The organism is Stieleria maiorica (genome assembly GCF_008035925.1).
Lineage (GTDB): Bacteria > Planctomycetota > Planctomycetia > Pirellulales > Pirellulaceae > Stieleria > Stieleria maiorica.
This window is the reverse complement of sequence record NZ_CP036264.1, coordinates 3092229-3117879: the sequence shown is the minus strand read 5'-3', so window position 1 is coordinate 3117879 and position 25651 is coordinate 3092229. Positions and strand designations below refer to the sequence as shown.

The 25651-nt window shown below is 60.3% G+C and carries 17 protein-coding genes; 12 read left to right on the top strand and 5 right to left on the bottom strand.

The window, feature by feature from the left end; all coding sequences use genetic code 11:
• Complete coding sequence (locus Mal15_RS10830; protein WP_147867775.1) at window positions 1–591, top strand: YdeI/OmpD-associated family protein; 591 nt, start codon at window positions 1–3, stop codon at window positions 589–591.
• Window positions 592–870: 279 nt separating this feature from the next.
• Here Mal15_RS10830 and Mal15_RS10825 read toward each other — a convergent pair whose 3' ends face one another.
• Complete coding sequence (locus Mal15_RS10825) at window positions 871–1911, bottom strand: glycoside hydrolase family 5 protein (protein WP_147867774.1); 1041 nt, start codon at window positions 1909–1911, stop codon at window positions 871–873.
• 169 nt (window positions 1912–2080) lie between these two features.
• Here Mal15_RS10825 and Mal15_RS10820 point away from each other — a divergent pair, with 169 nt between their 5' ends.
• Window positions 2081–4348, top strand: a complete 2268-nt coding sequence (locus Mal15_RS10820) for a sulfatase-like hydrolase/transferase (protein WP_147867773.1) — start codon at window positions 2081–2083, stop codon at window positions 4346–4348.
• Window positions 4349–4384: 36 nt separating this feature from the next.
• Entirely contained in the window at window positions 4385–5077 is a 693-nt protein-coding gene (locus Mal15_RS10815) for a phospholipase D-like domain-containing protein (protein WP_147867772.1), read from the top strand.
• Window positions 5078–5338: 261 nt separating this feature from the next.
• On the opposite strand, the gene Mal15_RS10810 is transcribed toward Mal15_RS10815, so the two are convergent.
• Window positions 5339–6406, bottom strand: coding sequence for an alpha/beta hydrolase (locus tag Mal15_RS10810; protein ID WP_147867771.1), 1068 nt, complete (start codon window positions 6404–6406; stop codon window positions 5339–5341).
• A gap of 256 nt (window positions 6407–6662) precedes the next feature.
• Complete coding sequence (locus Mal15_RS10805) at window positions 6663–7484, bottom strand: FkbM family methyltransferase (RefSeq protein ID WP_147867770.1); 822 nt, start codon at window positions 7482–7484, stop codon at window positions 6663–6665.
• Window positions 7485–7640: 156 nt separating this feature from the next.
• Between Mal15_RS10805 and Mal15_RS10800 the strand changes: the two genes are divergently transcribed.
• From Mal15_RS10800 to Mal15_RS10770, 7 genes are read left to right on the top strand one after another with little or no spacing between them, the layout of a single operon-like run.
• Entirely contained in the window at window positions 7641–8627 is a 987-nt protein-coding gene (locus Mal15_RS10800; protein ID WP_147867769.1) for an AAA family ATPase, read from the top strand.
• A gap of 24 nt (window positions 8628–8651) precedes the next feature.
• The gene (locus Mal15_RS10795; RefSeq protein ID WP_147867768.1) at window positions 8652–9602 is read left to right on the top strand and encodes a DUF58 domain-containing protein; all 951 of its coding nucleotides are present in this window, start codon (window positions 8652–8654) and stop codon (window positions 9600–9602) included.
• Window positions 9602–10864 carry a DUF4381 family protein gene (locus tag Mal15_RS10790; protein WP_167546727.1) on the top strand — a complete coding sequence of 421 codons (1263 nt, stop codon included), beginning with the start codon at window positions 9602–9604 and terminating at the stop codon, window positions 10862–10864. The genes Mal15_RS10795 and Mal15_RS10790 overlap by 1 nt, the downstream gene beginning before the upstream one ends.
• A complete protein-coding gene (locus Mal15_RS10785) occupies window positions 10857–11888 on the top strand; it encodes a vWA domain-containing protein (protein ID WP_167546726.1) in 1032 nt (343 codons plus the stop codon). Before Mal15_RS10790 ends, Mal15_RS10785 begins: the two co-directional genes overlap by 8 nt.
• Window positions 11889–11893: 5 nt before the next feature.
• Window positions 11894–15595: a VWA domain-containing protein gene (locus Mal15_RS10780; protein ID WP_147867765.1), complete on the top strand. Its 3702-nt coding sequence runs from the start codon at window positions 11894–11896 to the stop codon at window positions 15593–15595.
• Window positions 15595–17547 carry a BatD family protein gene (locus tag Mal15_RS10775; protein ID WP_147867764.1) on the top strand — a complete coding sequence of 651 codons (1953 nt, stop codon included), beginning with the start codon at window positions 15595–15597 and terminating at the stop codon, window positions 17545–17547. Before Mal15_RS10780 ends, Mal15_RS10775 begins: the two co-directional genes overlap by 1 nt.
• 14 nt (window positions 17548–17561) lie before the next feature.
• The gene (locus Mal15_RS10770; RefSeq protein WP_147867763.1) at window positions 17562–18395 is read left to right on the top strand and encodes an SH3 domain-containing protein; all 834 of its coding nucleotides are present in this window, start codon (window positions 17562–17564) and stop codon (window positions 18393–18395) included.
• A 6-nt stretch (window positions 18396–18401) separates the two neighbouring features.
• On the opposite strand, the gene Mal15_RS10765 is transcribed toward Mal15_RS10770, so the two are convergent.
• The gene (locus Mal15_RS10765; protein WP_147867762.1) at window positions 18402–20633 is read right to left on the bottom strand and encodes an NADP-dependent isocitrate dehydrogenase; all 2232 of its coding nucleotides are present in this window, start codon (window positions 20631–20633) and stop codon (window positions 18402–18404) included.
• A gap of 383 nt (window positions 20634–21016) precedes the next feature.
• Window positions 21017–22627, bottom strand: a complete 1611-nt coding sequence (gene gpmI, locus Mal15_RS10760; RefSeq protein WP_147867761.1) for a 2,3-bisphosphoglycerate-independent phosphoglycerate mutase — start codon at window positions 22625–22627, stop codon at window positions 21017–21019.
• Between the two features lie 364 nt (window positions 22628–22991).
• On the opposite strand from gpmI, the gene Mal15_RS10755 reads away from it, so the two are divergent.
• Both Mal15_RS10755 and trpA read left to right on the top strand, forming a co-directional pair.
• A complete protein-coding gene (locus tag Mal15_RS10755) occupies window positions 22992–24371 on the top strand; it encodes a glucose-6-phosphate isomerase (RefSeq protein WP_147867760.1) in 1380 nt (459 codons plus the stop codon).
• 274 nt (window positions 24372–24645) lie between these two features.
• Entirely contained in the window at window positions 24646–25461 is an 816-nt protein-coding gene (gene trpA, locus Mal15_RS10750; RefSeq protein WP_147867759.1) for a tryptophan synthase subunit alpha, read from the top strand.
• Window positions 25462–25651 lie beyond the last annotated feature (190 nt).

Here is a 25651-nt window from a genome sequence, read left to right as displayed (position 1 = left end):
ATGAAACGCTTCAAGACGGTGGATGAGTTCATCGATGGCTGTGAAAGCTGGCACGAGGAATTGAAACGGCTGCGTGAGATCCTGCTGTCGACGGAACTGGAAGAAACCGTCAAGTGGGGCGCGCCTTGTTACACCTACCAGGGTAAGAACCTGGTGGGGATCGGGGCGTTCAAATCCTATTTCGGGCTGTGGTTCTTCCAAGGCGGCTTGCTGTCGGACCCCGAAGGCGTGTTGATCAACGCCCAGGATGGCAAAACCAAAGCCATGCGTCAGTGGCGATTCAATTCGAAGAAGGAGATCAAGAGCCGCACGATCAAGGCGTATGTCAAGGAAGGGATCCGATTACAGATCGAGGGACACGAGATCAAGCCGGAACGCGGCAAGCCGTTGACCGTTCCGCCGGAATTGAAGCAGGCATTGGCCCGAAACAAAACGGCTAGCATCGCCTTCGAGGGACTCAGCCAAGGCAAACAACGCGAGTACGCCGACTACATCACCGATGCCAAACGCGATGCGACGAAAGCGTCACGTATCGAGAAGATTGTTCCGATGATCGCGAACGGCCAAGGGCTGAACGACAAGTATCGCTGAATTCATGTACGACGTCCTTTCCAGGTCGTCGCGGGGGAGTCCTAAGTACGACGGTCCGGAAGTGCTGTCGTGCATGCGAAAAGCGATCGTCTTAAGCTGGACGGCGCCACTTTGTGCAAGAAGCATGGTGAATCGCGGTTCAACCGTAGCTACCTTTGCCAGAAGGTGGGGCCCGTCGTCTCCCACGCTCCGGCGAGCGTCGCTACGTCAAAGTGACGCCATTCAACTAGCCCCCAACACCCAGACTCCTTCCGCCCCAGAACGGATGTCGTACTTCGATCATTGCGACGGCATCAGGGCTCCCAGCAAGTCCTCTCGCCATTGCATTTTGTCCAAATCATAGACACCAAATCCGGCTGCGAATTCCCAGTAGGCCCAACTCATTTGGTGCTTTTCGGCCTGTTCGACAACGGCTCGTGTCCAGCGAACGCGGCTTTCCTGCGGCGCAGCTCCGTAGGCCCCGAACTCGCCCAGGAAGAGGGGCCGCGAATTCGACTTCCCCCACTCGCCGGCTTTCTGGAATTCTTCTTCCAGTGCGGCACGTTCCTGGTCGCTTCCCCACATTCGTCCACGAATCGACCGTACCTCCGGCCCGGCCCAAGAGGCGCCCTGATGCGTGAATTCGTGCGGGTTGTACATGTGCACGGTGACGATCAAGTTGGGATCGTCGGGCAGGTCCAGCTGCGGTAGCTCTGCGATGCGGTTCCACCGAATCGGCCCTACGATCACCGGGCGTGTCGGATTGCTCTGGCGAACAGCAGCCAGACCTTCCCGCAGGATGGCGTTCCAGTGGTCGTTCAGTTGGTCGTGTGGTTCGTTGTGCAATTCGAAGTACAGCCAATCGCCCCGCGACCGATATCGTTCGGCAATTTGCTTCCAGATCGCGGCGAACCGTTCAGCATGCGATTCCGGATCATCATCCAGCCCGTCGTAGTGATGGATATTCAGGACCACATTCAGCTTTTCCTGCTCGGCCCGATCGAGCCAGCGGTCAATCCTCGCGAAAAACGCCGGCTCGATGGTATAGGGGGCTTCGGTCGCGGCGTAGTCGGACCACTTGACCGGCATTCGGATGCTATCGAACCCGGCCTGACGGATCAGCTTCAAATGGGACTCTGCAATATCGACGCCCCAGTTTTGATCACGCGGCACCTCCAGAAAATTGCCAAGGTTGACACCGCGTCCCAAGCGACGGTTGGCGTCAAAAACAACGCTTCGTTCAGTGCTCCCTCCCGGATCGGCGGCAGCCAGGGGGGCTCCGACGAACGTGGCGAACAGGACAGTGAATCGGATCCATGTGCACAGCGTAGTGATCTTCATCTCGACCTCGAAGTTGATCGCAAGAATTTCGCCTGGGCGGCCGGCGTGCCGGCAAGCCTGCGGGCCGTTCTCAGTATAGCCATCGTCCCCACGGTATGATTTACAATCGTGGTCGAGTGCCAATCGCGGATCAAAACGAAGTCGAACGCTGACATCAAAAAGCCAACCTATGAAACGCTGCTCCCCCTGCCTTGCATTGACCGTGATTTCATGCCTGTGGTTCAGCCATGCCGCGACTCGTGCGAAGGCCGATGCACCGCGGCCTAATATCCTGTACTTCTATGTCGACGACATGGGCTGGGGGTCGATCGGACCCAACGGACAATCCGAGCGCCGTGCGAAGAACCTGCCGTCGGTTCGCACGCCGAACCTGGACCGGCTGGCGGCCCAGGGATTGAATTTCACCCGCGGCTATGGATGCCACGTCTGCTCGCCCGCACGGTCGTCACAGCAATCCGGATTCCACCAAGGCCACACGTTTGCCGATCGCAACGACCCCGACAACGCCAAAAAGGCGATGCGGGCCGACGAGATCTTGATGGGTGACGCACTGTCGGCGGCCGGCTATGTGACGGGGTATTGGGGCAAATGGGGATACGGAGGCTCCAAGGACCAGGCGAATCCGGTCATCGACAACGTTCAAACCCTGCCGACGTCGCACGGTTACAAACATGTCCTGGCCGAACTGCACCACGTTCGCGCCCACACGTTCTTTCAGCCGACGTTGTGGAGTGCGCCTGCTGCTGCGGGGGCACTCGGCGGCATCCAGTTGGTCCCCAACACGATGGCTGCTTATCAGCAACGTTCGGAGTATCCCGCGACTCCGGCGCTACAGAATCATGCCGACTACCCCAAGACGGCCTATTGCGACGACCACTATGCCTTTGCCGCATTGGACTTTGTCCGTGACCAGGGGAAAAACTACATCCAAACCGGACAGCCGTTTTTTGGTTTGCTCGCCGTGCAAATCCCCCACGCCCCGTTCGGCGAAATCGAGCGGCTGCCCGAGTGGGACAAAGCCTACGCCGACGATCCGCACTACGCCGGCCTCGCCGACCAGACCCGACAATGGGCAGCGATGGTCACGCGCATCGACGCCCACTTCGGCAACATTCTGGCCGCTTTGGAAGACCCCAACAACGACGGCGACCGTTCCGATTCCATCGCCGACAACACGCTGGTGATCTTCCAGAGCGACAATGGAGGCCCGAAGGGGAAAAACCTGGTCGAGCTGGATGCCAACGGGGGTTTGCGCGGCACGAAGGGCAGTATCCAGGAAGGCGGCATTCGCGTCCCGCTGCTGATGCGCTGGCCGGCGATGATTCACGACGGTTCGGAGCTGAAAGCGGGCACCGATGTCGATCACGTTGTCGACGTGACCGATCTGCTGCCGACCTTTTGTGAACTCGCCGGAGTCGCACCGCCGTTGGGTGTCGACGGCGTCTCGCTGGCACCGACGCTGACCGGTCGCGGTCAACAGCGACGGCGAGAGTTCATCATCCACGAAGCCGGCAACGGCCAATCGATCATCCGCGGCGATTGGAAACTGGTGCGAACGAAAAAAGGCGTCCAGCTCTACGATCTCCACGCCGATCTCGCCGAAGCTGACGAGATCGCCGCGGAGCATCCCGAGCTGGCCGAAGAACTTCAGACGCTGCTGTTGGGCGAACGGGTCGACGAGCCGAAAGGTTTTGCCCACACCTATCACCGTTGGACGGGAGCCGATGGCGCGTCAGTGTCTGATGCGGACAACTGGTCGGATTACCGCTACACCAACGCCGGAATCACTTACCTGACCGATGAGGGCGCACCACAACTGTCATGGATCGCTCATCTGCACAACGACGGTGATCGCTCCAGCACGGCTCACGCCGACGCTGACGTCGAGTTTTTGGGGCTGGAGATCGCAGGGGGAAAAGCGAAGCCTGCGACTCAATCCCTCCAGCTCGGCAAAAACGCGCATCTGATCGGGCGAAACGAAGTCCGGCTTGCGGCCGGCGGTGTGTTGAAACTCAATCAGGCAACCGTGTCGACGCTTCGCTGGGTCGACGTCCAACCCGGCGGCAAGCTGACCGGATCCGGAACGATCGACGGGACACTCTACAACGACGGCACGGTCGATGTGTCCGGAACGGAGCATCCACACTTGAGCATTCGCGCCGACTACCACCAATCGAATCACGGCGCACTCCATGTCGCTGACCTGACGCATGACGCGACGCCGGTTCAGATCCATGGGACCGCAACGTTGGCGGGCGAGTTGGTGGTGACAACCGGCGATGGATTCAAACCGCTTCCAGGACAAACGTACGTGCTAATGGCGGCGAATCGAATTGTCGGAGCGTTCGCAAACCCGGACGACGAAGTCACCTCGCCCGACGGAACACGCTTCACGATCGAGTACGCCAGCGACCACGTCTCGCTGCGCTGTCATTGATCGATTTCCGCAAACGAACACTGGAGTTGACCGACCATGTCCGATGGTTCGATTGAAGACGCGCTACAAATCACCTTGGCCGATTACCGATTGACCCGCGGTGAAAAGCGTGCGCTGGCAAAGGTGATTGAAAAAATTGGCGATGACGACCAGCAATTGGCGTATGCCCGTAACGTCGCATTCAAACTGGTCCGCGAACAACTGGGTGGTCCCAACGATGCGGAGCTGATTGACTGGTTGGAAAACGTTCTGAAAGTGCTGGTGCCGCGGGAGGATCCGGGGAATCGCGAATTTCGCTCCGAAGCATTCTTCAGCCCGAATGACGCCTGTGTCGGCAAGATCAACCGGTTGTTCACGTCATCCCGAAAGTCGGTCGATGTCTGTGTCTTCACGATCACCGATGACCGGATCAAAGACGCGATTCTTGCGGCGCACCGGCGCGGCGTCACGATTCGGATTATTTCCGACAATGACAAATCCAACGACCTGGGATCCGACATCGACCAGTTGGCACGTCTGGGGGTCCCGGTGCGTGTCGACCGATCCGAGTATCACATGCACCACAAGTTTGCGATCTTCGACAGGTCGCAGTTGCTGACCGGCAGCTACAACTGGACCCGCAGTGCGGCCCGGTACAACGAAGAAAACTTTATCGTCACCGGGGACGGGGTTTTGGTGAAATCGTTCCGCGGGGCGTTTGACAAGCTGTGGAAGGATTTGGAGGAGTAGGAGGCAGAATGATACGGGGCAGAATGATGGAGGCAGGGAGATGGGGGCGAGAAGCGGGGCAAAACGATGGGGGCAAAACAATCTAAGAAAACAGGATTCAGACCAATACTGTTTGCCTTCTCATCATTCAGCCTTCCATCATTCTGCCCCGTATCATTCTGCCTTCCATCGTCTTACCCCCCATCGTTTTGCCCCCATCGTTTTGCCCCCATCGTTTTGCCCCCATCGTTTTGCCCCCAGCTTTCCCATCACACCCCGCGTTCACTCCCCTTCATACCCGCGCCACATCCAGACCAACGTATCGGCGAGCGTATGCTCGAATACGCGTCGATCACAGTGTCGTGAGTCACGGCTGAAGACGAAACGATAGTCATAGCCTTTAGCCTTCAGTGCCGCAGCGGTGCGTCGGTTGGCCATCACCCAGTTGTGATAGGTGTCTTCGGGATCGTTGGCACGGTTATCGTTTTCGGCGACGTGGGTAAAGATCCGCAGCGGTTTCTTCTCGCTATTCTCGATCAATTTCATGCCGGAGTGGTATTCCCAAGCGCCCAGCGGATACGCGGCTTCTTCGGCCGCGTCATGGTCTTGCTGGTCGACGAAGGTGCCGGAGTAGGTGATCAGGCGGCGAAACAGGTCGGGGCGAAACCAGCCCATGGTCAGCGCCGCGGCACCACCGCTGCTGCATCCCATCACGGCCTTGCCCCACGGGTTGTCGGTGAAGGCGATGTTCGGATAAGCCGCTTTGATCTCGGGATTCGCCAGCACCGCCGGCAGGACTTCGTCGTTGATAAACCGAGCCAAGCGGTCGGACATTGTGTCGTACTCCAGACCCCGCTGGCTGCCGTAACTGTCGTTGCCACCATTTTGCACGGCGATCGCGATGAAGGCGGGGAGCCGGCGTTCGGGGTCTTCGGAAATCGTCAGGTTGTCCAGGGCATTGCGGACCAGGTCCAGTCGACTGGGGCCGTCATGCGTAACCAGGATCGGTGCCGGCGTGCCGTCTAGATAGGCCGCCGGAACATAAACCCAAATCTTCCGCTCGGTCCGAACCGGTTTCTTCGGATCCAGCGTCTTGTCGTCGCCGCGAAAAATCTTGCTGTCGGCCAGACGAATCGAAAACTCGAACAGCTTGCCCTTGGGATTCCCGCGATCGGTCAAGTCGGGATCGAGGGTGTAGTCGGGACCGATCGTGTAGTCACCGTTGCCCTCGCTGCCCGGCGCTTCGCGATATTCGTCGGCGTTGCCGGCGCCGGGGAAGACGGTTAACGCCAGCAGGAGCCCAAGGAGGGTTGGTAGGGAAGTGGGGCGAATGCTTTTTGTGTCGTTCATGGAGCCGGTTGCTGTTTTTACGAAGTTGGAAAAGGGAAAGGGAAGGCAGAATGATACGGCGAAGAATGATGGGAGTGGGGAGGGGGGAAAGACAATGGGGGCAAGACGATGGGGGCAAAATGATGGAAAATCGCGTCGGGAGCGAGGCACTCGGGCCGACCGTCCGATCAGTGCATCATCATTCTGCCCTGTATCATTCTGCCTTTCCACACAGACCATTGTTTTGCCCCCATCGATTTGCCACCTTCCGCCCCAACTAGCTTGCCGACAGCGGATGTTCGGTGGGGGCAACGATTTCTTGAAAACCGTCCAGCACCACCGGTAGGCTCTGGTGAAAGCACACGACGTTCAGTGAGGCGAGGTTGCCGAAGATGTTTTCGCGATCGCCGAAGAAGTTGTCGTTGCTAAACAATCGGGGGATGTGCCACCAGAGTCGATAGCCCATGTCCATGATCAGCCGAATCAGGGCTTCGGACTGTTCGGTGCGGTCGTTTTCGACGTACAGCACGGGTTTGAACCGATCAATGCTCTCGCGTGCCCCGCGCAAGACTGCGGCCTCCATCCCTTCGACGTCAACCTTGATGAAATTCAATCGAGGATAGCAAAAGACATCATCAAATCGTTTCACGTCCACCGTGGTGCCTTGGCTGTACTGGTCGCTCAGCGAAAAACCTCCGAAGTTGCCTTCCTGTTCGTATCGGATGTTGGGGATCACGGTCGTGGTTATTTGGTCACCGAGTCCGGCGTGCACGGCATCAACATGCGTCAACCCGTTGAGTGCCAGATTCGCACAGAGGTTCTGGAAAACGACCGGTTGCGGCTCAAACGCAACGACGCGCCCCTGTGGCTGAACCTGCTGTGCCAATCCCACGGTGTGTGCGCCGATGTTCGCCCCGATTTCGGCCACAACATCCCCCGGACGGACGATCTGGCGAAACAGCTGCATTTCCCCCCGAGAGAACTCGCCGTATTTGATGAACGACCGGCCGATATACATGTCATTGGCATTGACCAGGAACCAGCCGTCACGGCCTTTGACAAGTCGATTCCAGTGGTCCAACTCTGTCACTCGTTCCATTTTTACCTTCCTCGGGCGGCGGCCATCGAACCGGAGATTGATCTTTTTCGTAATTCCGTCTGTAATACCGGTTCAGGGCGACCGGCCAGGATTCCGGCCGACTTGACCCGTCCAGTTTTCATTGCGGATTTCATTGCGGATTTCATTGCGGAGACCATGAACGCACCCCAAATAGACGAACAGATTGCCAAGTATTCTGAAACATGCAGTCGGCTGACGAATGAAGTGGCCCGATTGCTGGTCGGGCAGGAAACGATGGTTTCGCGTCTATTGATCGGGTTGTTGACCGGAGGGCACGTGTTGCTCGAAGGCGTCCCGGGACTGGCAAAAACGCTGACCGTCAGCAGTTTGGCCCGCGCGATCCGCACCGATTTCTCTCGCATTCAGTTTACCCCGGACATGCTGCCGGCGGATGTGATCGGCACCGAAGTCTTCAACCCCAAAGAAGCGACCTACAGCGTTAAACGCGGGCCGATTTTTTCCAACCTGATTTTGGCCGACGAAATCAACCGCGCCCCGGCCAAGGTGCAGGCGGCGTTGTTGGAGGCGATGCAGGAACGGCAGGTCACGATCGGCACCGAAACCTTCCGTTTTGAACAGCCGTTTTTGGTGATGGCGACGCAAAACCCGATCGAGCAGGAAGGGACGTACCCGTTGCCGGAGGCCCAGGTCGACCGATTCATGTTGAAGGCCCGGATCGATTACCCGTCGCGAGAAGACGAACGAAAGATCGTCGACCGCATGGCCGGCGGAAAAGCGATTCCGGAGATTTCGGCCGTGACGTCGCCGGAGGAGATCCTGGAAGCCCGTGCGGTGGTCGAGAAGATTTGGTGCGACGACAAAGTCCGCGATTACACGATCGACGTTGTCCGGGCGACGCGTGACGCCGCCAGCGCCGCGATCGCGTCACTGGAAAACATGATCGAAATGGGGGCCAGCCCACGGGCGTCGATCTACCTGCTTCAAGCAGGCAAGGCGCACGCCTTTTTAGAAGGCCGCAGCTACGTGACCCCGCACGACATCAAATCGTTGGCTCCCGACGTGTTGCGACACCGCGTCGTGCTGACCTACGAAGCGGAAGCCGAAGGCAAGTCGGTCGACGACGTGATTCGACACATTCTGGACAACGTCCCCGTTCCATAAAACTGGAAACCGACGCCGCCAGCCATGTTGCCTCGCGAAGTCATACGCAGAGTCCGAGAGATCCAAGTCAGAACCGGTCGCCAAGTGGCCGACGTTCTGGCCGGGCAATACGTCTCGGTGTTCAAAGGCCGCGGCATCGAGTTCGACGAAGTTCGCCCCTACATCCCCGGCGATGACGTGCGAACGATCGACTGGAACGTAACCGCACGAATCGGCCAGCCGTTTGTCAAACGCTACGTCGAAGACCGGCAATTGACATTGATGGTCATGGCCGACGTCTCCGCATCCCAGGACTTCGGGTCGGGCCAGCGCAGCAAACGCGACGCGACCGCAGAACTGAGTGCCTTGCTGGCGTTTTCGGCGACATTGAACGATGACAAAATCGGACTGACGCTCTTTCACGGGGGAATCGAACAATACATCCCGGCGCGCAAAGGCCAGCGACATTCGCTGCGCGTCATTCGCGAGGTTCTGGCCCACGGCAATGTGGAAACACGCCCGACGCGAAAGCGACGTCGCTGGTTGCCGATCGGGCGTCGCCGCAGCTGGTGGCGAACCGGACGTCAGGCGACCGACATCGCCGGGGCGATGCAGTTTCTGATGTCGGTGACCACACGCAAAGCGATCTGCTTTGTCATCAGCGATTTTCTGGGCGACGGATTTCTGGAGGCGATGCAAAGCGCCAATCGCAAACACGACGTGATCGCGGTCTTGGTCAGTGATCCCAAGGAACTGGAATTCCCCGGCGTCGGACTGGTCAATCTGGAAGACGCAGAAACCGGCCGCGTGGTCCAGTGCGATGCGGGGTCGGTGGCGTTTCGCGATCATGTCGCCGCGACGGCCGCAGGGCGTGTCGAAGACCTCCGTCGCAGCTTCGGCCGCGCCGGAATCGACTTCATTCACATCGATGCCCAGGGCGATGTCGTCGATCCGCTAGTAAAGTTTTTCCAGATGCGTCAACGGAGGATGCGATGATGGATGTAACCCGAGACTTCGGTGGTGAGCCCCGCGATTCGACCTCCCATCGCCTCGCTCGTCCTTCCTGCCAGACCCACGTGTCTGCACCGCGTCTGCATGTCGGATTTGGTTTGTGCGAATGGTTTCGGCCAGCGGCCGTCGACCCCCATCGCCTTGGGCATCGCCCAAGGTCCGCAATCGTAAACGAGAGGCATTGGCAAGCGGCCATCAACATCTGCCTGCTGCTCGCCATCTTCGCTTTCACCGCCCACACCGCCACCGCCCAGCCGATCGTCCAGCACCGGCAATCCGGCCCGGTTTCGATCGACGTCACACTGGAACCCGAACGCCCGGTCATCGGCGACACGGTGACGCTGTCGATCGAAGTGACGGCGGAAAAGGATGTCGAAGTGTTGATGCCCGATTTCGGTGACGCTTTGGATCGATTCTCCATCGTCGACTTCGCACCGCGAGAGAGGATCGACGATGCCGGACGCACGATCGCCAACCAAACCTATCGGCTGGATCCGCCTTCGTCGGGCCGACACGTGATCCCGCCGATTCTGATCGAGTATGTCGATCGCCGTCCCGGCCGGCGGCAGGCGCCCGAAGGTTTGGACGCCTACGAGGTGTTGACCGATCGGATTCCATTTGAGGTCGCTTCGGTCCTGCCCGAGGGAGCCGCGGTCGATCTGAAACCGCCGATGCAACGCCTGGAACCGATCGAGCCGCCGGCGCCGCCGCGGTGGCCGTGGATCGCCGCGATCGCGGTGGTCGCGATCGTGTCGTTGCCGTTTGTGGCCCGAGCCATCGCGGCGGCGCGACGACGCAAGCGACGCCGATCGGCCTACGACGTCGCCACCGCACGTCTGGCAAAACTGTTGCAGGCGCCACGCAGCTCGGGACCGCAAATCGATGAGTTCTATGTCGGATTGTCGTACATCCTGCGCAAGTACATCGAAGATCGATTCGAAATGCGGGCGCCCGAGCTGACGACCGAAGAGTTTCTGTCATCGATCGGACAGTCACCGGATTTTTCCACGGACCACCAGAGTTTGTTGCGCGAGTTTCTCCGCCAAGCCGACTTGGTGAAATTCGCCCGCGCCCAACCGTCGCGAGATGAAATCGCACGAGCGATCGACCATGTGGAGCGATTCCTGGAAGAGACACGTGAGAACGCGCCGATGGTGGTCGATAAGGCGACGGATTCGGATTCAGCTGTCGAAGTCTCCGTCGAATCGGAATCGGACCGCCAGATCGGGGAGGCTGCCCATGGGTGAGATCGAATTCCGCGATCCCGCGTTCCTGTTGCTCGCGATCCTGGCCCCGCTGGTCTATTGGCTGGCCCGTCGCACTCCCTCGCGGATCCGCTATTCCTCAATCGCGATCGTCCAGGGGGCACCGCGATCGTGGCGTGCCCGGCTGGCGACGGCCCCGGCATGGTTGATGGCCCTAGCAGTGTTGTCGATTTCCGTTGCCTTGGCAGCCCCGCGGACACCCGACGCGGAATCCAAGGTCAGCCGCGAAGGCATCGCGATTATGATGGTGTTGGACCGATCGGGGTCGATGCAAGCGCGTGACTTGGTCCAAGACGACTACAGCGTCGACCGCTTGAGTGTGGTCAAAGATGTGTTCCGCAGCTTTGTCCTGGGTGAAGGTGACACCGCGGGTGAAGGTCGCCCCGATGATACGATCGGATTGGTTGCGTTTGCGGGGTTTGCCGACAGTCTGTGTCCGTTGACGTTGGATCACGGAAACCTGACGACCATGGTGAACGACTTGGAAATCGTTTCGCCCCGCGCAGAAGACGGCACGGCGATCGGAGACGGCCTGGCGTTGGCCGTCGAGCGTTTGCGGCGCAGTGATGCCAAGTCCAAGGTCGCGATTCTGTTGACCGACGGTGTTCACAACAGAGGCGTCATCGATCCCAAACAGGCGGCGGAAGTCGCCGCGGCCAGTGACGTGAAAGTCTATTGCATCGGCGCCGGAACCCAGGGCCGAGCCCCCATTCCCGTTGCCGATCCGTTCACCGGTCGCACGGAGTTGCGGCTTTTTGATGTCGAACTGGACGAAGACACGTTAAAAATGATTGCCGAAACGACGGGCGGTCGCTATTTCCGAGCCACCGACCGTGAATCGCTGAGTCAGGTTTACGCAGACATCGACGCTTTGGAACGCACCAAAGTGACCGAGTATCGCTACCTGCAATACGACGAACACTATCGCCCGTTTCTGCTCGCGGGGCTACTGTTGGTCGGCCTGGCGGCAACCTCCAAAGCCAGCTTGTTCAGGACACTCCCCTAATCACCATGTCGGATTTTCGATTCGCAACACCAGATTGGTCGACGGCCCTGTGGGGTGTGTTGGCGACCGTCGGCGCGCTGCTCTGGTTGGAGCAGCGGCGTGGTGATGCGCTGTCGCGTTTCCTGTCGGCGACCATGCAGCCGCGTCTGGTGTCTCGATCGTCATGGATCCGGCGAACGATCGTGACGCTGCTGCTGGGGCTCGCCGCGGTGTGTTTTGTCATCGCGCTGATGCGACCGCAATTCGGATTGACGTACGTGAAAGCACCCCGTGTCGGCGCACAGATCATGTTTTGTTTGGATGTCAGCAAGTCGATGCTGGCCGAAGACGTCGCGCCGAATCGGCTGGAGCGGGCCAAGGCCGACATCACCGACTTGCTGACGTTTCTCGATGGCGATCAAGTCGGGTTGATCGGATTCGCAGGCCGGGCCAGTGTCTTGTGTCCGCTGACACCCGATTACGGATTCTTCAAACTGGTGCTCGACGGCGCCGGCCCCGACAGCGTGGGCCGCGGCGGCACGCGATTGGAAGAACCGCTGCGCAAAGCACTGGACGGATTTCGATCCGAAAGCGACGTCTCGCGCGTCGTCGTTCTGATCACCGACGGCGAAGACCACGATTCGCACCCGTTGGATGTTGCCCAGGACGCGGTCGAACGCGGGATCAAAGTCGTCGCGGTCGGCTTGGGGGATGAAGCGGGCAGCGAAATTCGCATCACCGATCCCCGAACAGGCGTGCAACAACCGCTGCTCGATGCCGATAACCGCCCCGTCATCAGCCGCCTGGACGGCGAAACACTGCGCGGACTCGCCTTGGCCACCGAAGGTGTTTATATCCCCGCGGGAACGGGCAGTTTGGATCTGAAATCGATCTATGACGTGCACATCAAGCCGTTGGTCCGCGGTGAGCTGTCCACCGAAGGGCGGGCGATCCGGCACGACGCGTTTCAGTGGCTGATCCTTGCCGGGCTGATTTTCTTGATCGCCGCGATCGTCTTGGGGAACCGTCGCAACGCAGACGTGGATTCGATGTGGCAGCAACCGCCGATGGGCGCGAGCACCAAGGCGGCGTTGGTGTTGATGATCACAATGTTGGTCACGCCGCAACCTGCGCCGGCCGAACAACCCGACAGCGTTCAACCCACAAAGCCCCCCGCGGAAACATCACCGACAACTGCGGCTGACAGCGCAAGCGAACCCGGCAGCCGGGAAGTCGACCAACCGATCGACGCCCGCGAGTCGTACAATCGCGGACTGGCCCGATTGGGCGGAGACCTGGACGAAGCGGAACAGTTGCTCAATCAAGCCCGACGCGAAGCCGGAGGTGACGGGGAGGTTCGATTTCGCGCGACCTACAACCTGGGCTGGGTCGAAATCAATCGAGCCGACGCCAGCATCCGTGAGGAACCCGAACGAGCGCTGGAGCATCTTCAACGCGCCGCCGGCTGGTTCCGCGATGCCGTTCGGTTACGCAGCGACGCCGACCAGGCCCGCCATAACCTGGAAGTCGTCTTGCTGCGAATCACACAGCTGCGCGATCAATTGAACCAAAAGGATGACCAAGACCTGGCGACGCAGTTGGACACATTGATCAAGGGGCAACGGCAATCGATCACAGCGCTGCGCGGGCTGGTCGAACAGATCGCTCGCAGCGACGATCCGAACATCGCCGATCAGTATCGGTCCCAGTTCCAGCGGCTGGCCGTTGATCAGCGTGTCGCAGTATCCGATCTGCAGGACATCGTCGATCTGGCCGCCGGAGAGCTGGAGTCGTTGGAGGTGAAAGCGGAGGCGGATCGATCGCCGGAGGAAAACATTCGCATCGCACAACTTTCTGGTGTGTTGAATTACCTGAACCAGAGCAGCCAACGGATCGGACAATCACGCAGCCAGCTCCGCCGTCGCCAGGCAGCTCGCGGGTTTCGTCGTGCTGCGATGGGATTGAACCAGTTGAAACGTGCCCGCGATCAGTTGCGAGATCCGCTGGAAATCTTGGACAGCCTTTCGCGAGACGTCGCCGAGACGGTACAGCAGACGGCGCTGAAAGCACTGGACAGCCAAATCATTGGCGGGCAGGACGTCGGCCGGCAAGACGACCTGCCGCCGATCCCCCACTGGATCGATCAAGAATTCCTGGCCGACAGTCAATCCGACCTGACCGCCCGAGGCGAAGAACTGACCAATCGCTTGGCGGCGGGTTTAGCCGGCGCGACGAAAAACGATGCTGAAGAAGGTGGTCAAACCGAAATGGCGCCCGAGCAACAGGCGTTCGTCGAGAAACTGACCCGCGCGATGCCCCATCTGCATGCGGCCACCGCAGCCATGAAGTCGGCCGGCGAAAAGATTGCTTTGCCCGACTACCGGAGAGCCAACGAAGAACAGGTCAACGCGCTGAAGGAGTTGCAGCTTGCCAGAGAGCAATTCGCAGACCTGCGTACGCTGATCGAATTGGCGTACGCCGGCCAACAAGAGGTCGCTACCGCGCTGGCAGAGGTCAGCGGCAATGAGAATTCGGAAACGCAATCGGAGCCGTCCAGCGAAGACGATCCACCGCCGACGGTCGATCCGGCGTCCGCCGATGTCCGGCAACAAATCGTCGACATCGTCACCACAAACCAAACCCAAAACTTGCAGCGTCTGAAGCGATTGATCGAAGAGATCGACGTTGCGATCCGGCATGCGGAATCTTCCCCATCGGAAGTCGCGCAAGCGGAAAACGCGGACACAGACAGCGCCGAACCGTCGGCGGAATTGCAGCGATTGACCTTTGCCAAGCAATTGGCCGTGCGGGCGGGAGATCAGATGCAGGCCGTCATCGACGCGCTGCCCGATGTGGCAGTCGATATCGATACCGAAAACATCAACGACGTTGCTGATCCGGAGTCGCCGGCGGACACCGAGGAAGCCCCCGTAACGGCGTCCGAGTCTGCCGAGACAGACGTGTCAGCGACCACCACCGACGACACAACCACGCCGCCGTTCGCACGCTCCCAATTCAACGCCGATGCCGCCGTCGAAACGCTCCAGGAACTCCGGCGGTTGTTCTTTTCGATCGTCGAACATTTGCAAGAAACCGCCCAGCGGCAGGCGGACATCAATGATGAAACCGAGCAGACGGCCGCCTTGCAATTGGAATCCGACGAAGAGGCCCAGCGGCAACAGACCGCTGCGGCCGGAATCGCATCGCGGCAAGACGAACTCTCCGAAGTTGCGTCGCAGATCGCCGACGCATTGAAACAGCAGAGCGAATCCGCATCGGATGACGATCAACAAGCGGCCGCCAGCGACCCGCAGCAACAACAGATGATGCAACAAAATGCAGAGCGGGCGAAAAAGGCGGTAAGCCTGGTCACGGAGTCCGCCGAACAAATGACCAAAGCATCCGAACAACTCGGCGCCGAAATGCCTCAGATCGCAGCCGCACGAGAACCACAAGACGTGGCGTTGGAAAAGCTGATCGAGGCATTGCGCGAGTTGCAACCACCCCAGGATGATCCATCGGATCAACAACAAGACCAGCAGCAACAACAACAGCAGCAGCAACAGCAGTCCGGCGAGAACCAACCGCAGGAACAAGAAAAGCAGCAGGACACCCAAATGGATCCCTCGCGCATCTTGCAAGCCGTGCGAGATCGCGAAGCACAACGACGTCGGGACAAAGAGGAACGTCAGCATGCCCGTCAGGTACCGGTGGAAAAGGATTGGTGATGGCAATGAGATCGCATCGATACAACCGTGACGCCGCCGCAACCGTAGCTACGCTCGCCAGAGCGTGGCATGCGCCGGGGATCCACCTTCTGGCGAAGGTAGCTACGGCGATGCTGCTGGCCGCACCGGCCGTCGCCCAAGAGGTGACCGTGCAGGTCGCGACCGAGAATCCACCGCACTACGTCGGCGTCGACGCGATCGTTCAATTGACCGTCAATGGATTGGAAGCCGATCCGGAACCACAGTGCGTCGCCGAGGCATCCTCGTCGGACGTGCGTGTTCGACTGGGCGGTGTCAGCCCGCGGATCGTTCAACGGATGTTTCAATCCGGCGGTCAGATTCGCCGCGTCCAGCAAGTGACCCACACGATCCAGTTCCACGTCACCGCGAACCAACCCGGCGAGTACGAGATCGGTCCCTTCGTGATCACCCAGGGCGGCATCGAAGAACGCGTCGACCCGATCAAGATGACGTTCGCGGAGGTCCCCACGACCGACGACATGCGGATCAAATTGCAGCTGCCCGAATCGGCATATCCCGACCAGCGGGTGCCCGTTCAAATCCAGTGGTGGTTCGCCGGCAATATCGACAATGTCAATCAGCTGAACATCGATGGAACGATTCTGGACGCATTTCAATTCGCCCCCGACCCACCGCCGCCACGGGGCGGATCGCGGTTGCCGATCCAGACCGACGCGGGCACACTGTCATTGGCCGCCACGGCAACGCGTGAAACGGACGACGGAAAAGAGTTCACGGTGGTGACGGCACAGCGGACGTTGATTCCCAACCGACCGGGAACATACGAGATCCCGCCGATGACCGCCACGATCGAATTGGTCACACAGTGGGGCAATCGTCAGGGATCACAACTCGGTGGCTTCGGCTTCGGGGGATCGTTGCTGGAAGAAGCCTTTGGTGGTCGCCGTCGTCCGGCCAAGGTGGAACTGTTCCGTGCTGCGGGCGAGCCGTTGACGTTTGAGGTCAAACCGTTCCCCCGTGAGGGGCGTCCGGAGAGTTTTTCCGGCGCCGTCGGTAGCGGGTTTTCATTGGATGCCAGTGCCGATCGCACCGTCGTGCGTGTGGGGGACCCGATTCGATTGACGCTGCATCTGCGTGGCGACGGGAATATCCAAGGGGCCACGCTGCCGCCGCTGTCGGCCGACGGCGGCTTGGATCCACAGCATTTTCGTTTGCCCGAAGGCGACGTGACCGGTGCCATCGAAGACGATCAGGACGGTAAAAAGTTCTTCGTTTCGGTTCGCGTGCTCGATGAAGGCATCAGCGAAATTCCTGCGATCGCCTACTCCTGGTTCGACGCCGAACAGGAACAGTATCGGACGACGCGTTCCAAGCCGATCGCGCTACGCGTGATGCCGGCCCAAGTCGTCGGAGCGGACGCGGTCGTCAGCAGCCAACCCGGGGATTCCCCCGACGCTTCCTCACGCTCGGCCTACGCCCCGTCGGACCAACCCTCGATGCCCGGCGGCGCCGGCAGTTTGACGCTCAGCGGCGCCGATTTGGCGATCCAGCGAGACCCGCAACGTTTATTGACCGGATCCACCAGCCTGTTGGCCAAGCCGTCCTTTCAAATCGTCAACTACGCCCTGGGATCGGTGTGCCTGATCGTCGCATTGTTGGATCGAAGGCGGCGTCAGGTCGACCCCGCGGTCCGCCAAGCGTTTGCCGTCGTGCGGAATCAACGCGGCCGCATCGCCGCGGCCGGCAAACTGCCCGAGAAGGACGCGGCCAAACAGATCGCCGATGCGCTTCGTGTGGTTCAGCTGGAATTCCCCAACGCTGATCGATCGGCCATCCAACGTCTGCTCGCCGAGTGTGATGCGATTGCTTACCGGCCCGAGGGCAATCCCGATGCGACGATCTCAACGGACCTGGTCGATCGCGCCCTGGCGGCAGTCGACGCGATCAAGTCAAAGGCAGGTGCGGCATGATGCGATGGTCGGCCATGAGGGTTCTGTGGATGTTGCTGGCGTTCGGCCCGGCGTCGATCGTGGTCGCCGACGATGCGGTCACGACCGATCCCACCGCGTATCTGCAGCAAGCAATCCGCACCTACCAGTCCGCGATGGACGAAACAAATCGAGATCGACGGATTGAATTGTTCGCTCGGGCGGAAACCTTGTTCACCCAAGCGATCTCAAGTCAACGCCGGCGAGCCCCCGATCAATCGATCAGTCCGGATCTGTATTTGAATCAGGGTAATGCCGCGTTGGGCGCCGAGCGTCTGGGCGTAGCGGTTTTGGCCTATCGGCGTGCGTTGACCGTTGATCCCAACCACCGACGGGCACGCCAAAATTTGGACTTTGCCAGGACGTTGCTGCCCGACTGGGTGCCAACGCCGGAAGATGATGCGATTTCGTTCGGCTCGATCGTCGACTGGACGGAATCAATCAAGCCCGATCACTGGTTGGGAATCGCCGCCATCGTTTTTTTGCTGACGATGACGCTTGCGGCGTTTTACTTGCGGACCGAGAAACCGGTGGTCCGCAATCTTGTCGTCGTCTTTGCGCTGGTTTGGATCGGGATCGTCGCAAAATCATGGACGGACCAACGTGACACCGAACAACGTGACGCTGTCGTGATGCGGGCCGAGGTGACCGCACGCTCGGCAGATTCGATCAACGCTCCACCCAAATTCCGGCAACCGGTTCCTGCCGGTCTGGAGGTTTCGATCACCGATGATCGTGACGATTGGGTGCGAGTCAGGCTGTCCGACGGGCGCGAAGCTTGGCTCCCCGCCTCGGCGATTGAACCGGTCAGCACGTCCGACAGGGACTGATTCCCCTCACCCCAAACTTGCGATTGCGTCGTTCAGCGTGACGCTGGGCCGCATGGCGGCGGCGGCCTTTTCACTGTCCGGTTCGTAGTAGCCTCCCAAGTCGACCGGTTTGCCTTGGGCGGCTGCCAACTCCTCGACCACTTTGGACTCGCCGTCCCGCAACGCCTTGGCCACGGGAGCGAAGGCCGCGGCCAATTCGGCGTCTTTCGTTTGTCCGGCCAGAACTTCGGCCCAGTAGAGCGCCATGTAGAAGTGGCTGCCCCGGGTGTCGAGTTCCCCGACGCCGCGTTTGGGTGATTTGTCGTTGGCCAGGAACTGATCGGTCGCCGCATCGAGTGTTTCGGCCAACACGGCGACTTTCTCGTTGCCGGACTTATGGGCCAGGTCTTCCAGAGAAACCGCCAACGCGAGGAATTCTCCGAGGGAATCCCATCGCAAGTGGCCTTCGGAAACGAATTGCTGGACGTGCTTCGGGGCCGATCCACCGGCGCCGGTTTCAAACAGGCCTCCGCCGGCCAGCAGCGGAACGATCGACAGCATCTTGGCGCTGGTGCCCAGTTCCAGGATCGGGAATAAATCGGTCAGGTAGTCCCGCAGCACGTTGCCGGTCACGGCGATCGTGTCCTGACCCTCGCGGGCGCGCTGGCAAGCGTGTCGTGTGGCGTCGACGGTGTTCATGATTTGGACATCCAATCCGTCGGTGTCGTGGTCTGCCAGATACTGGTTCACCTTTTTGATCAGGTTGGCATCGTGACCGCGCTGGTCGTCCAGCCAAAAGATCGCGGGCGCGCCGGTCAGCCGTGCCCGTTGGACGCCCAGTCGGACCCAGTCACGGATCGCAACGTCCTTGGTTTGACACATCCGCCAGATGTCGCCGGCCTGGACGGCGTGCTGGAAGATCACGGTTCCGGAGTCGTCCGTCACCTCGACGGTTCCGTCGGAGGGGATTTCGAAGGTCTTGTCGTGCGATCCGTATTCTTCGGCTTTTTTGGCCATCAACCCGACGTTGCTGACCGAGCCCATCTTGGTCACATCAAAAGCGCCGTGCTCTTTGCAGAAATCGATCACCGCTTGATAGACGCCGGCATAGCAGCGATCGGGGATCAGCGCTTTGGTCGGGTGCAGTTTTCCATCCGGCCCCCACATCATTCCCGAGCTGCGAATGGCGGCGGGCATCGACGCGTCGATGATCACATCGCTGGGCACGTGCAGGTTGGTGATACCGCGGTCGGAGTCGACCATGGCCAGCGAGGGGCCGTTCTGGTAGGTCGCTTGCAAGTCCTGGCGAATCGCGTCGGCTTCGGATTCGGGCAGATCGGCAAGCTTCGCCTCCAGGCCTCCGACGCCGTTGTTCGGGTTGACGCCCAGCTTGGCGAACGTGTCGGCGTGCTTGTTAAAGACGTCGGCAAAGTAAACGTTGACGGCGTGTCCGAACAGGATCGGATCGGAAACCTTCATCATCGTCGCTTTCAGGTGCAACGAGAGCAAGATTCCGGATTGACGCGCGTCGGCGATTTGAGCTTCGTAGAACGCCCGCAATTTCTGGACGCTCATCACCGCCGCATCGATGACTTCGCCGTCATCGACGTCGACCGGCGGACGAAGTGCCGTGCGTGATCCGTCGGCGGCGACCAATTCGATCTTCAGCGACCCCGCCTTTTCGATCACCGCGGATTTTTCGCTGCCGTAGAAGTCGCCCTCGGTCATGTGGGCCACGTGCGACGGCGAATCGGCGGTCCACTCGCCCATCGAGTGGGGATGGGCTTTGGCGTAATTCTTCACGGCGGCGGCGACACGCCGATCCGAGTTACCTTCGCGGAGCACGGGGTTGACGGCGCTGCCGAGGACTTTGGCGTAGCGGGCACGGGCTTCTTTTTCGGCGTCCGTTTTCGGATCGCTGGGAAAATCGGGGATGTCGTAGCCGGCGGCCTGCAGTTCGGCGATCGCTGCGGTCAATTGCGGGATCGAGGCACTGATGTTGGGCAGTTTGATGATGTTCGCTTCGGGCGTTTTGGCCAGTTCACCCAGCAACGTCAGTGCGTCTTCGCGTTTTTGGGTGTCGCTCAGCGATTCGGGAAAGTTTGCCAGGATTCGGCCGGCCAGCGAGATGTCTTTGGTGGGGACCGAAACGCCCGCCTTGCCGGCAAACGCTCGAACGATCGGCAGCCAGGACAAGGTCGCAAGCGCGGGAGCTTCGTCGGTGTACGTGTAAACGATGCTCGGTGCAGAATCACTCATGGTCGTATTGATTGGCAGTGGTAGGCGGATCGGCGGGCAAAAATTGCGGCGGATGCGACCAAAAAACTAACAAGCGCAGACGAAATTGTCACCGGTGCATCAATTCGCCGCGTCGGCGGGGGGGCGGCAGAAAGTGAGCCGACGGCGCTAGCCGCGGGCCTTGAATTGCCCTTCGAGACTTGTAAGGCCCGAGGCTAGCGCCTACGGCTCAGTTTATGATTGAAAGCCCGAGGCTAGCGCCTACGGCTCAGCTTATGATTGAAAGTACGTGTGGCGGGAGCCACACCGGCATTGCGTTCCCAGGCGGAGCCTGGGAACGAGGCAGGGAACGAACGGCGAAGCACTAGCGCGAGGCGAAAGCGAGCGGCTCTGCTGCGTCGGTCTCAGCCCAGATCGATCAGACTTTCACCGGTCATTTCGGCGGGCTTTTCCAGTCCCATCAGGGCCAGCACGGTCGGGGCGATGTCGGCCAGACGACCTCCGCTGCGCAGCGTCTTGCCGTCCAAGTCCGGCTCGACCACGATCAGCGGGACGTCGTAGGTGGTGTGCGCGGTGTGCGGGCCACCGGTTTCGGGATTGATCATCTGTTCGCAGTTGCCGTGATCGGCGGTGATCACCAACGATCCCCCGGCGGCCAAGGTCGCGTCGACGATCTTGCCGACACAGGCGTCCACGGTTTCGACGGCTTTGACCGCCGCCTGCAACACACCGGTGTGGCCGACCATGTCGCCGTTGGCAAAGTTGACGATGATCATTTCGCTGCGACCGGACTGGATTTCCTTGAGCACGTACTCGGTCACTTCCGCAGCCGACATCTCGGGTTTTTGGTCATAGGTCGAAACGTCGCGCGGCGATTGAGCCATTTCCTGATTCTGGCCGGGGAACGGATCGTCGCGGTAATCGTTGAAGAAGAACGTGACGTGCGGGTACTTTTCGGTTTCCGCACAGCGGAACTGATGCAGCCCCAGGTCGCTAACGTATTGGCCCAGGATGTTCGGCATCTTGGCGGGCTTTTCGAAGATGACTTTGACCGGCAATCCGGTCTCATAGCCGGTCATCGTGGCGTAGTACAGGTTGTCGATTTTCGCCCCCCGATCGAAGCCGCCGCCGGGAATGTCTGCCCAAGTCGGGTCGTCGTAAACGAACGCTTTGGTGATTTCACGCGTGCGGTCGCCGCGGTAATTGATGAACACCACCGCGTCCCCCTCGCCGATCGTCGTCGCGGCGCCGCCCGGGGGCACGATCGACGTCGCTTCGATGAATTCGTCGCCGCTGCGGCTCGGTTCGGTCGGATTGTCATAGTACGACTGAATCGCCTCGGCAGCCGAAGCCGCCGTCCGCTCGGCCCCCTTGGTCAAGGCGTCATAGGCGGTTTGAACCCGTTCCCAGCGGAGGTCGCGGTCCATCGCGTAGAAGCGCCCGACGACCGTTCCGATCCGGCCCACCCCGGACTGATCCAGTTTGTCTTGGACTTGTTGCACATAGCCCAAGCCTCCCGTCGGCGAGGTGTCGCGCCCGTCGGTGATCGCGTGAACGACCAACCGGTCCGCCGGTAATCCGCTGTCCTTGTACATGTCGACGACGGCCAACGCGTGCTCCAAGTCGCTGTGAACGCGGCCATCGGACATCAATCCCAAAATGTGCAGTTTGCCGCCGGTCTGGCGAACGTGCTCCAGCGTCCCCAACAAGACCTCGTTCTTAAAGAATGCTCCTTCGCGGATCGAACGCGTGATTCGCATCACTTCTTGATCCACGATCCGACCGGCGCCGATGTTCTGGTGACCGACCTCGCTGTTGCCCATCACGCCGGCGGGCAACCCGACGTCTTCGCCCGAGGTTTTGATCAGCACGTTGGGGTACTGCTGCATCAGGGCATCGGAGACCGGGATCTTGGCTTGGACAACTGCGTTGGCCTTGTCCCACTCCGGAAAAGGGTTCTCGCCCCAGCCATCACGGACAATCAAAACGACAGGTTTGCGGCGAACTTCGGTCATGATTCTGGGAGCGATTGGATTCTGGAGGCGACGGGGCGTGTGAATAAAAGGCGGCCGCCGTGCGGCGGACGCGGGCAAAATGTCCTTCGGTTTGAAGACAGAATGTTAGCCCAGACCAGGCGTCCTCCAAAGTGGGCCACTTCCCGGTGGGCGTGGCTTTGGTTGGCGTCTAGGATTCCGTCTCGTCTTCATCCTGGGGTAAGCCGTAGTGGACGACGCGAGGAGTCCTTGCAGTTCGCTAGACGAATGGACTCGTCGCCTCGTCCACTACCCGAAAACCAAGCTGCGACAGAGGATTAGGCTATCGCCGATCCTTGAATTCCTCGATTGCCGACTTCCGTCATCTTTTGCTTCAGAACCCCGAATGCCGTTGATCCGCCTGGAATGTTCCGAAACCTCCCTGCCCGAGGAATTGCCGGCGTCGCTCGAATCGGCGCGTGATGTCTTCGTCGACGCCAACGCGGTGGATTTCGAGTTGGAAGCGAATTTGTGTCCGCGGCTGGCGGCGGATCTGCCGTTCTTTGCCCTGCCCGAACAGCAGTTGCTGGCGTACGAGAAACACCGCGAGACGAGTGAATTGGGGCATATCTTTCGCATCGCCAACGGCTTGCATGACCACATCGACGCGGTGGTGATGACCGGATCCGGCGGAGGATTTCTGGGGGCTCGCGCGATCGCCGCAGCCTGTTGCGACCCGTTTCACAACGAAACCACTCGTGCCGCACGTGGCAGCAAACCCCGGATTTATTTTGCCGGCGATGATTTGGACAACGACCAGTTGCAATCCTTGATCGGCCGCTTATCCGCCGGCGGGTACGGTGACGGGGTTGCCGATCGGACTTGGGCGATCATCGCGGCCGATGCCGCGGGGCGTTCTGATTCGCCACGTTACGTGTTGAATCATTTGGTCGAAACACTGATATCAAACACGCCGTCGATCGCTCCCGAGCTTCGCGCACGGCTGGTCACCGCGATCGGCCCGGTCCATTCCCTTTCAGGTGGCCCGATCGCCCAGCGACTTGCCTCGCACGGGTTCGACCAGTCCTTACGCGTGCCCGATTCCATCGAGAATCGCTCCAGCGTTTTCACTCCGCTGGGCCTGCTCTCCTCCGCGTTCCTAGGCCTGGACTGCATTCAATTGCTGGTCGGGGCTGCGGCGATCAACGAAAATTTTCGCAAGGAGCCGTTTGAACGAAATCTGGTGCTGCGGTTTGTGGCGGCCAACCGGGCGGCGGCGACGGGCGACGACCGATCGGCGGAGTGCAAGCGTCTGTCCGCTTGGTGGGCCCGCAGCCTAACCGGTTTTCAAGACTGGCTGCAGTGTCTGCATCCCCACCACTGGCCGATCGACGTGGCGACCGAGTTCGGCAGGTCGGTGTTGAACGAGCAGCTGGAATCGGGGTGCCTTCGCGGCGAGCCATTGGTCTGTAACCACGTCGATGTGGCGGCGATCCGCACCGACCCGCTGCCGGTCACGCCAGAAAACCCGCTGCGGCGCGGCGATGATTCGCAATCGGTTCGGCAAACACAACAACACATTGCCGCGACGATCGACCAGCAGCTCGCAGATGTAGGGATCCGGCAAAACCGAATCACATTGCCGGTGCTGGACACCCATTCGCTGGGCCAGTGGATGCAACTGATGATGCTGGCCGCGGCGATCGAGTCCAGGCTGAATACAGACGCTCCCAGCCACGACACCAAGTCAATCCCCACGGATGGCAGCGCGAACCCACGGATGTGATGCGGTCAGGGATCCGTGGGTTCGCGCTGCCATCCGTGGGCTCGTTCGATTCCCCCTAACCCCACCCTTGTTCCCGGGCTCCGCCTTGGAACACCCTGTCTATGAGGCTCCGCCTCACGCCCGCATCCAGTACCTCGTTCCACGCGCTGGCGAGCGTAGCGACGGCCCGGCACTCCAATTCCTGGGGGTCTAAACGAAGCCCCTGGTTTGGAGTACGCTTTCGCGTTCCCATTGCCGCCTCCCCTTTTCCCATCAAAACGGTTGACGCCAGCCCATGTCTGCCATCGACGATTTGTTTGCCCGATTGAAGTCTGAACAGCGCAAGGCGTTGATGCCGTTCATCACCGCGGGCGATCCGAATATCGAGGCGACGGGCGTGATTCTGGAGCGGTTGGCCGCTGCGGGGGCGGATCTGGCTGAAATCGGCATCCCCTACAGCGACCCGGTTGCCGACGGCCCGGTGATTCAAGCCTCCTATCAACGCGCGCTCGACCACGGATTTCGGCTTCAACAGGCGTTCCAGCTGGGACAGGACAAGGCCGCGGGGCTGGGAATGCCGCTGGTGACGATGGTCAGCTATGCGATCATCTATCGGGTCGGGCTGCAGGAATACGTCCGGCGGGCCAAGGCGGCCGGATACGCCGGGGCGATCGTGCCGGACCTGTTGGTCGAAGAGGCTGACGAGTTGTCCAAGATCTGTCGCGACGAAGATTTCAGCCTGATCCAACTGGTCACCCCCACCACGCCTCGCGAGCGGCAGGTCCAGATCGCGAATTCGTCCTCGGGGTTTCTGTACTACGTCTCGGTGACCGGCATCACGGGTGAGCGCAACGAATTGCCCGCCGATCTGCTGGAGAGTGTCCGTTGGTTGCGGGGACAGACGGAATTGCCGATTTGCATCGGGTTCGGAATCAGCGGCGCGGACATCGCCGCCAAATTGGCGCCGGTGGCCGACGGGCTGATCGTCGGATCGGCGGTCGTGCGGCGGATTGCCGAACATCCCGAAGCGGTGGATGCGGCCGACGCGGTGGCCAAATTCGTGGCCGAATTGCGAGCGGCGATCGATTCGGTGGCCTCTGCGGCAAGCTAGGTAATCTTTACGGCTTCGCACGCTTGATTCGACGGCAAAATCCGAAAAAACCTACCTGCTAGCAGGTGGATGCGCCGAAATCTACAGCAACACCGGTCCGACACGGATTTTCCGTAGGCGTTGTGCCACCCGTGATGGAGAGTCCCGCGAACGTCGCGGGCGGCTCTTGAGAACGTCACCGGCCGGAGCG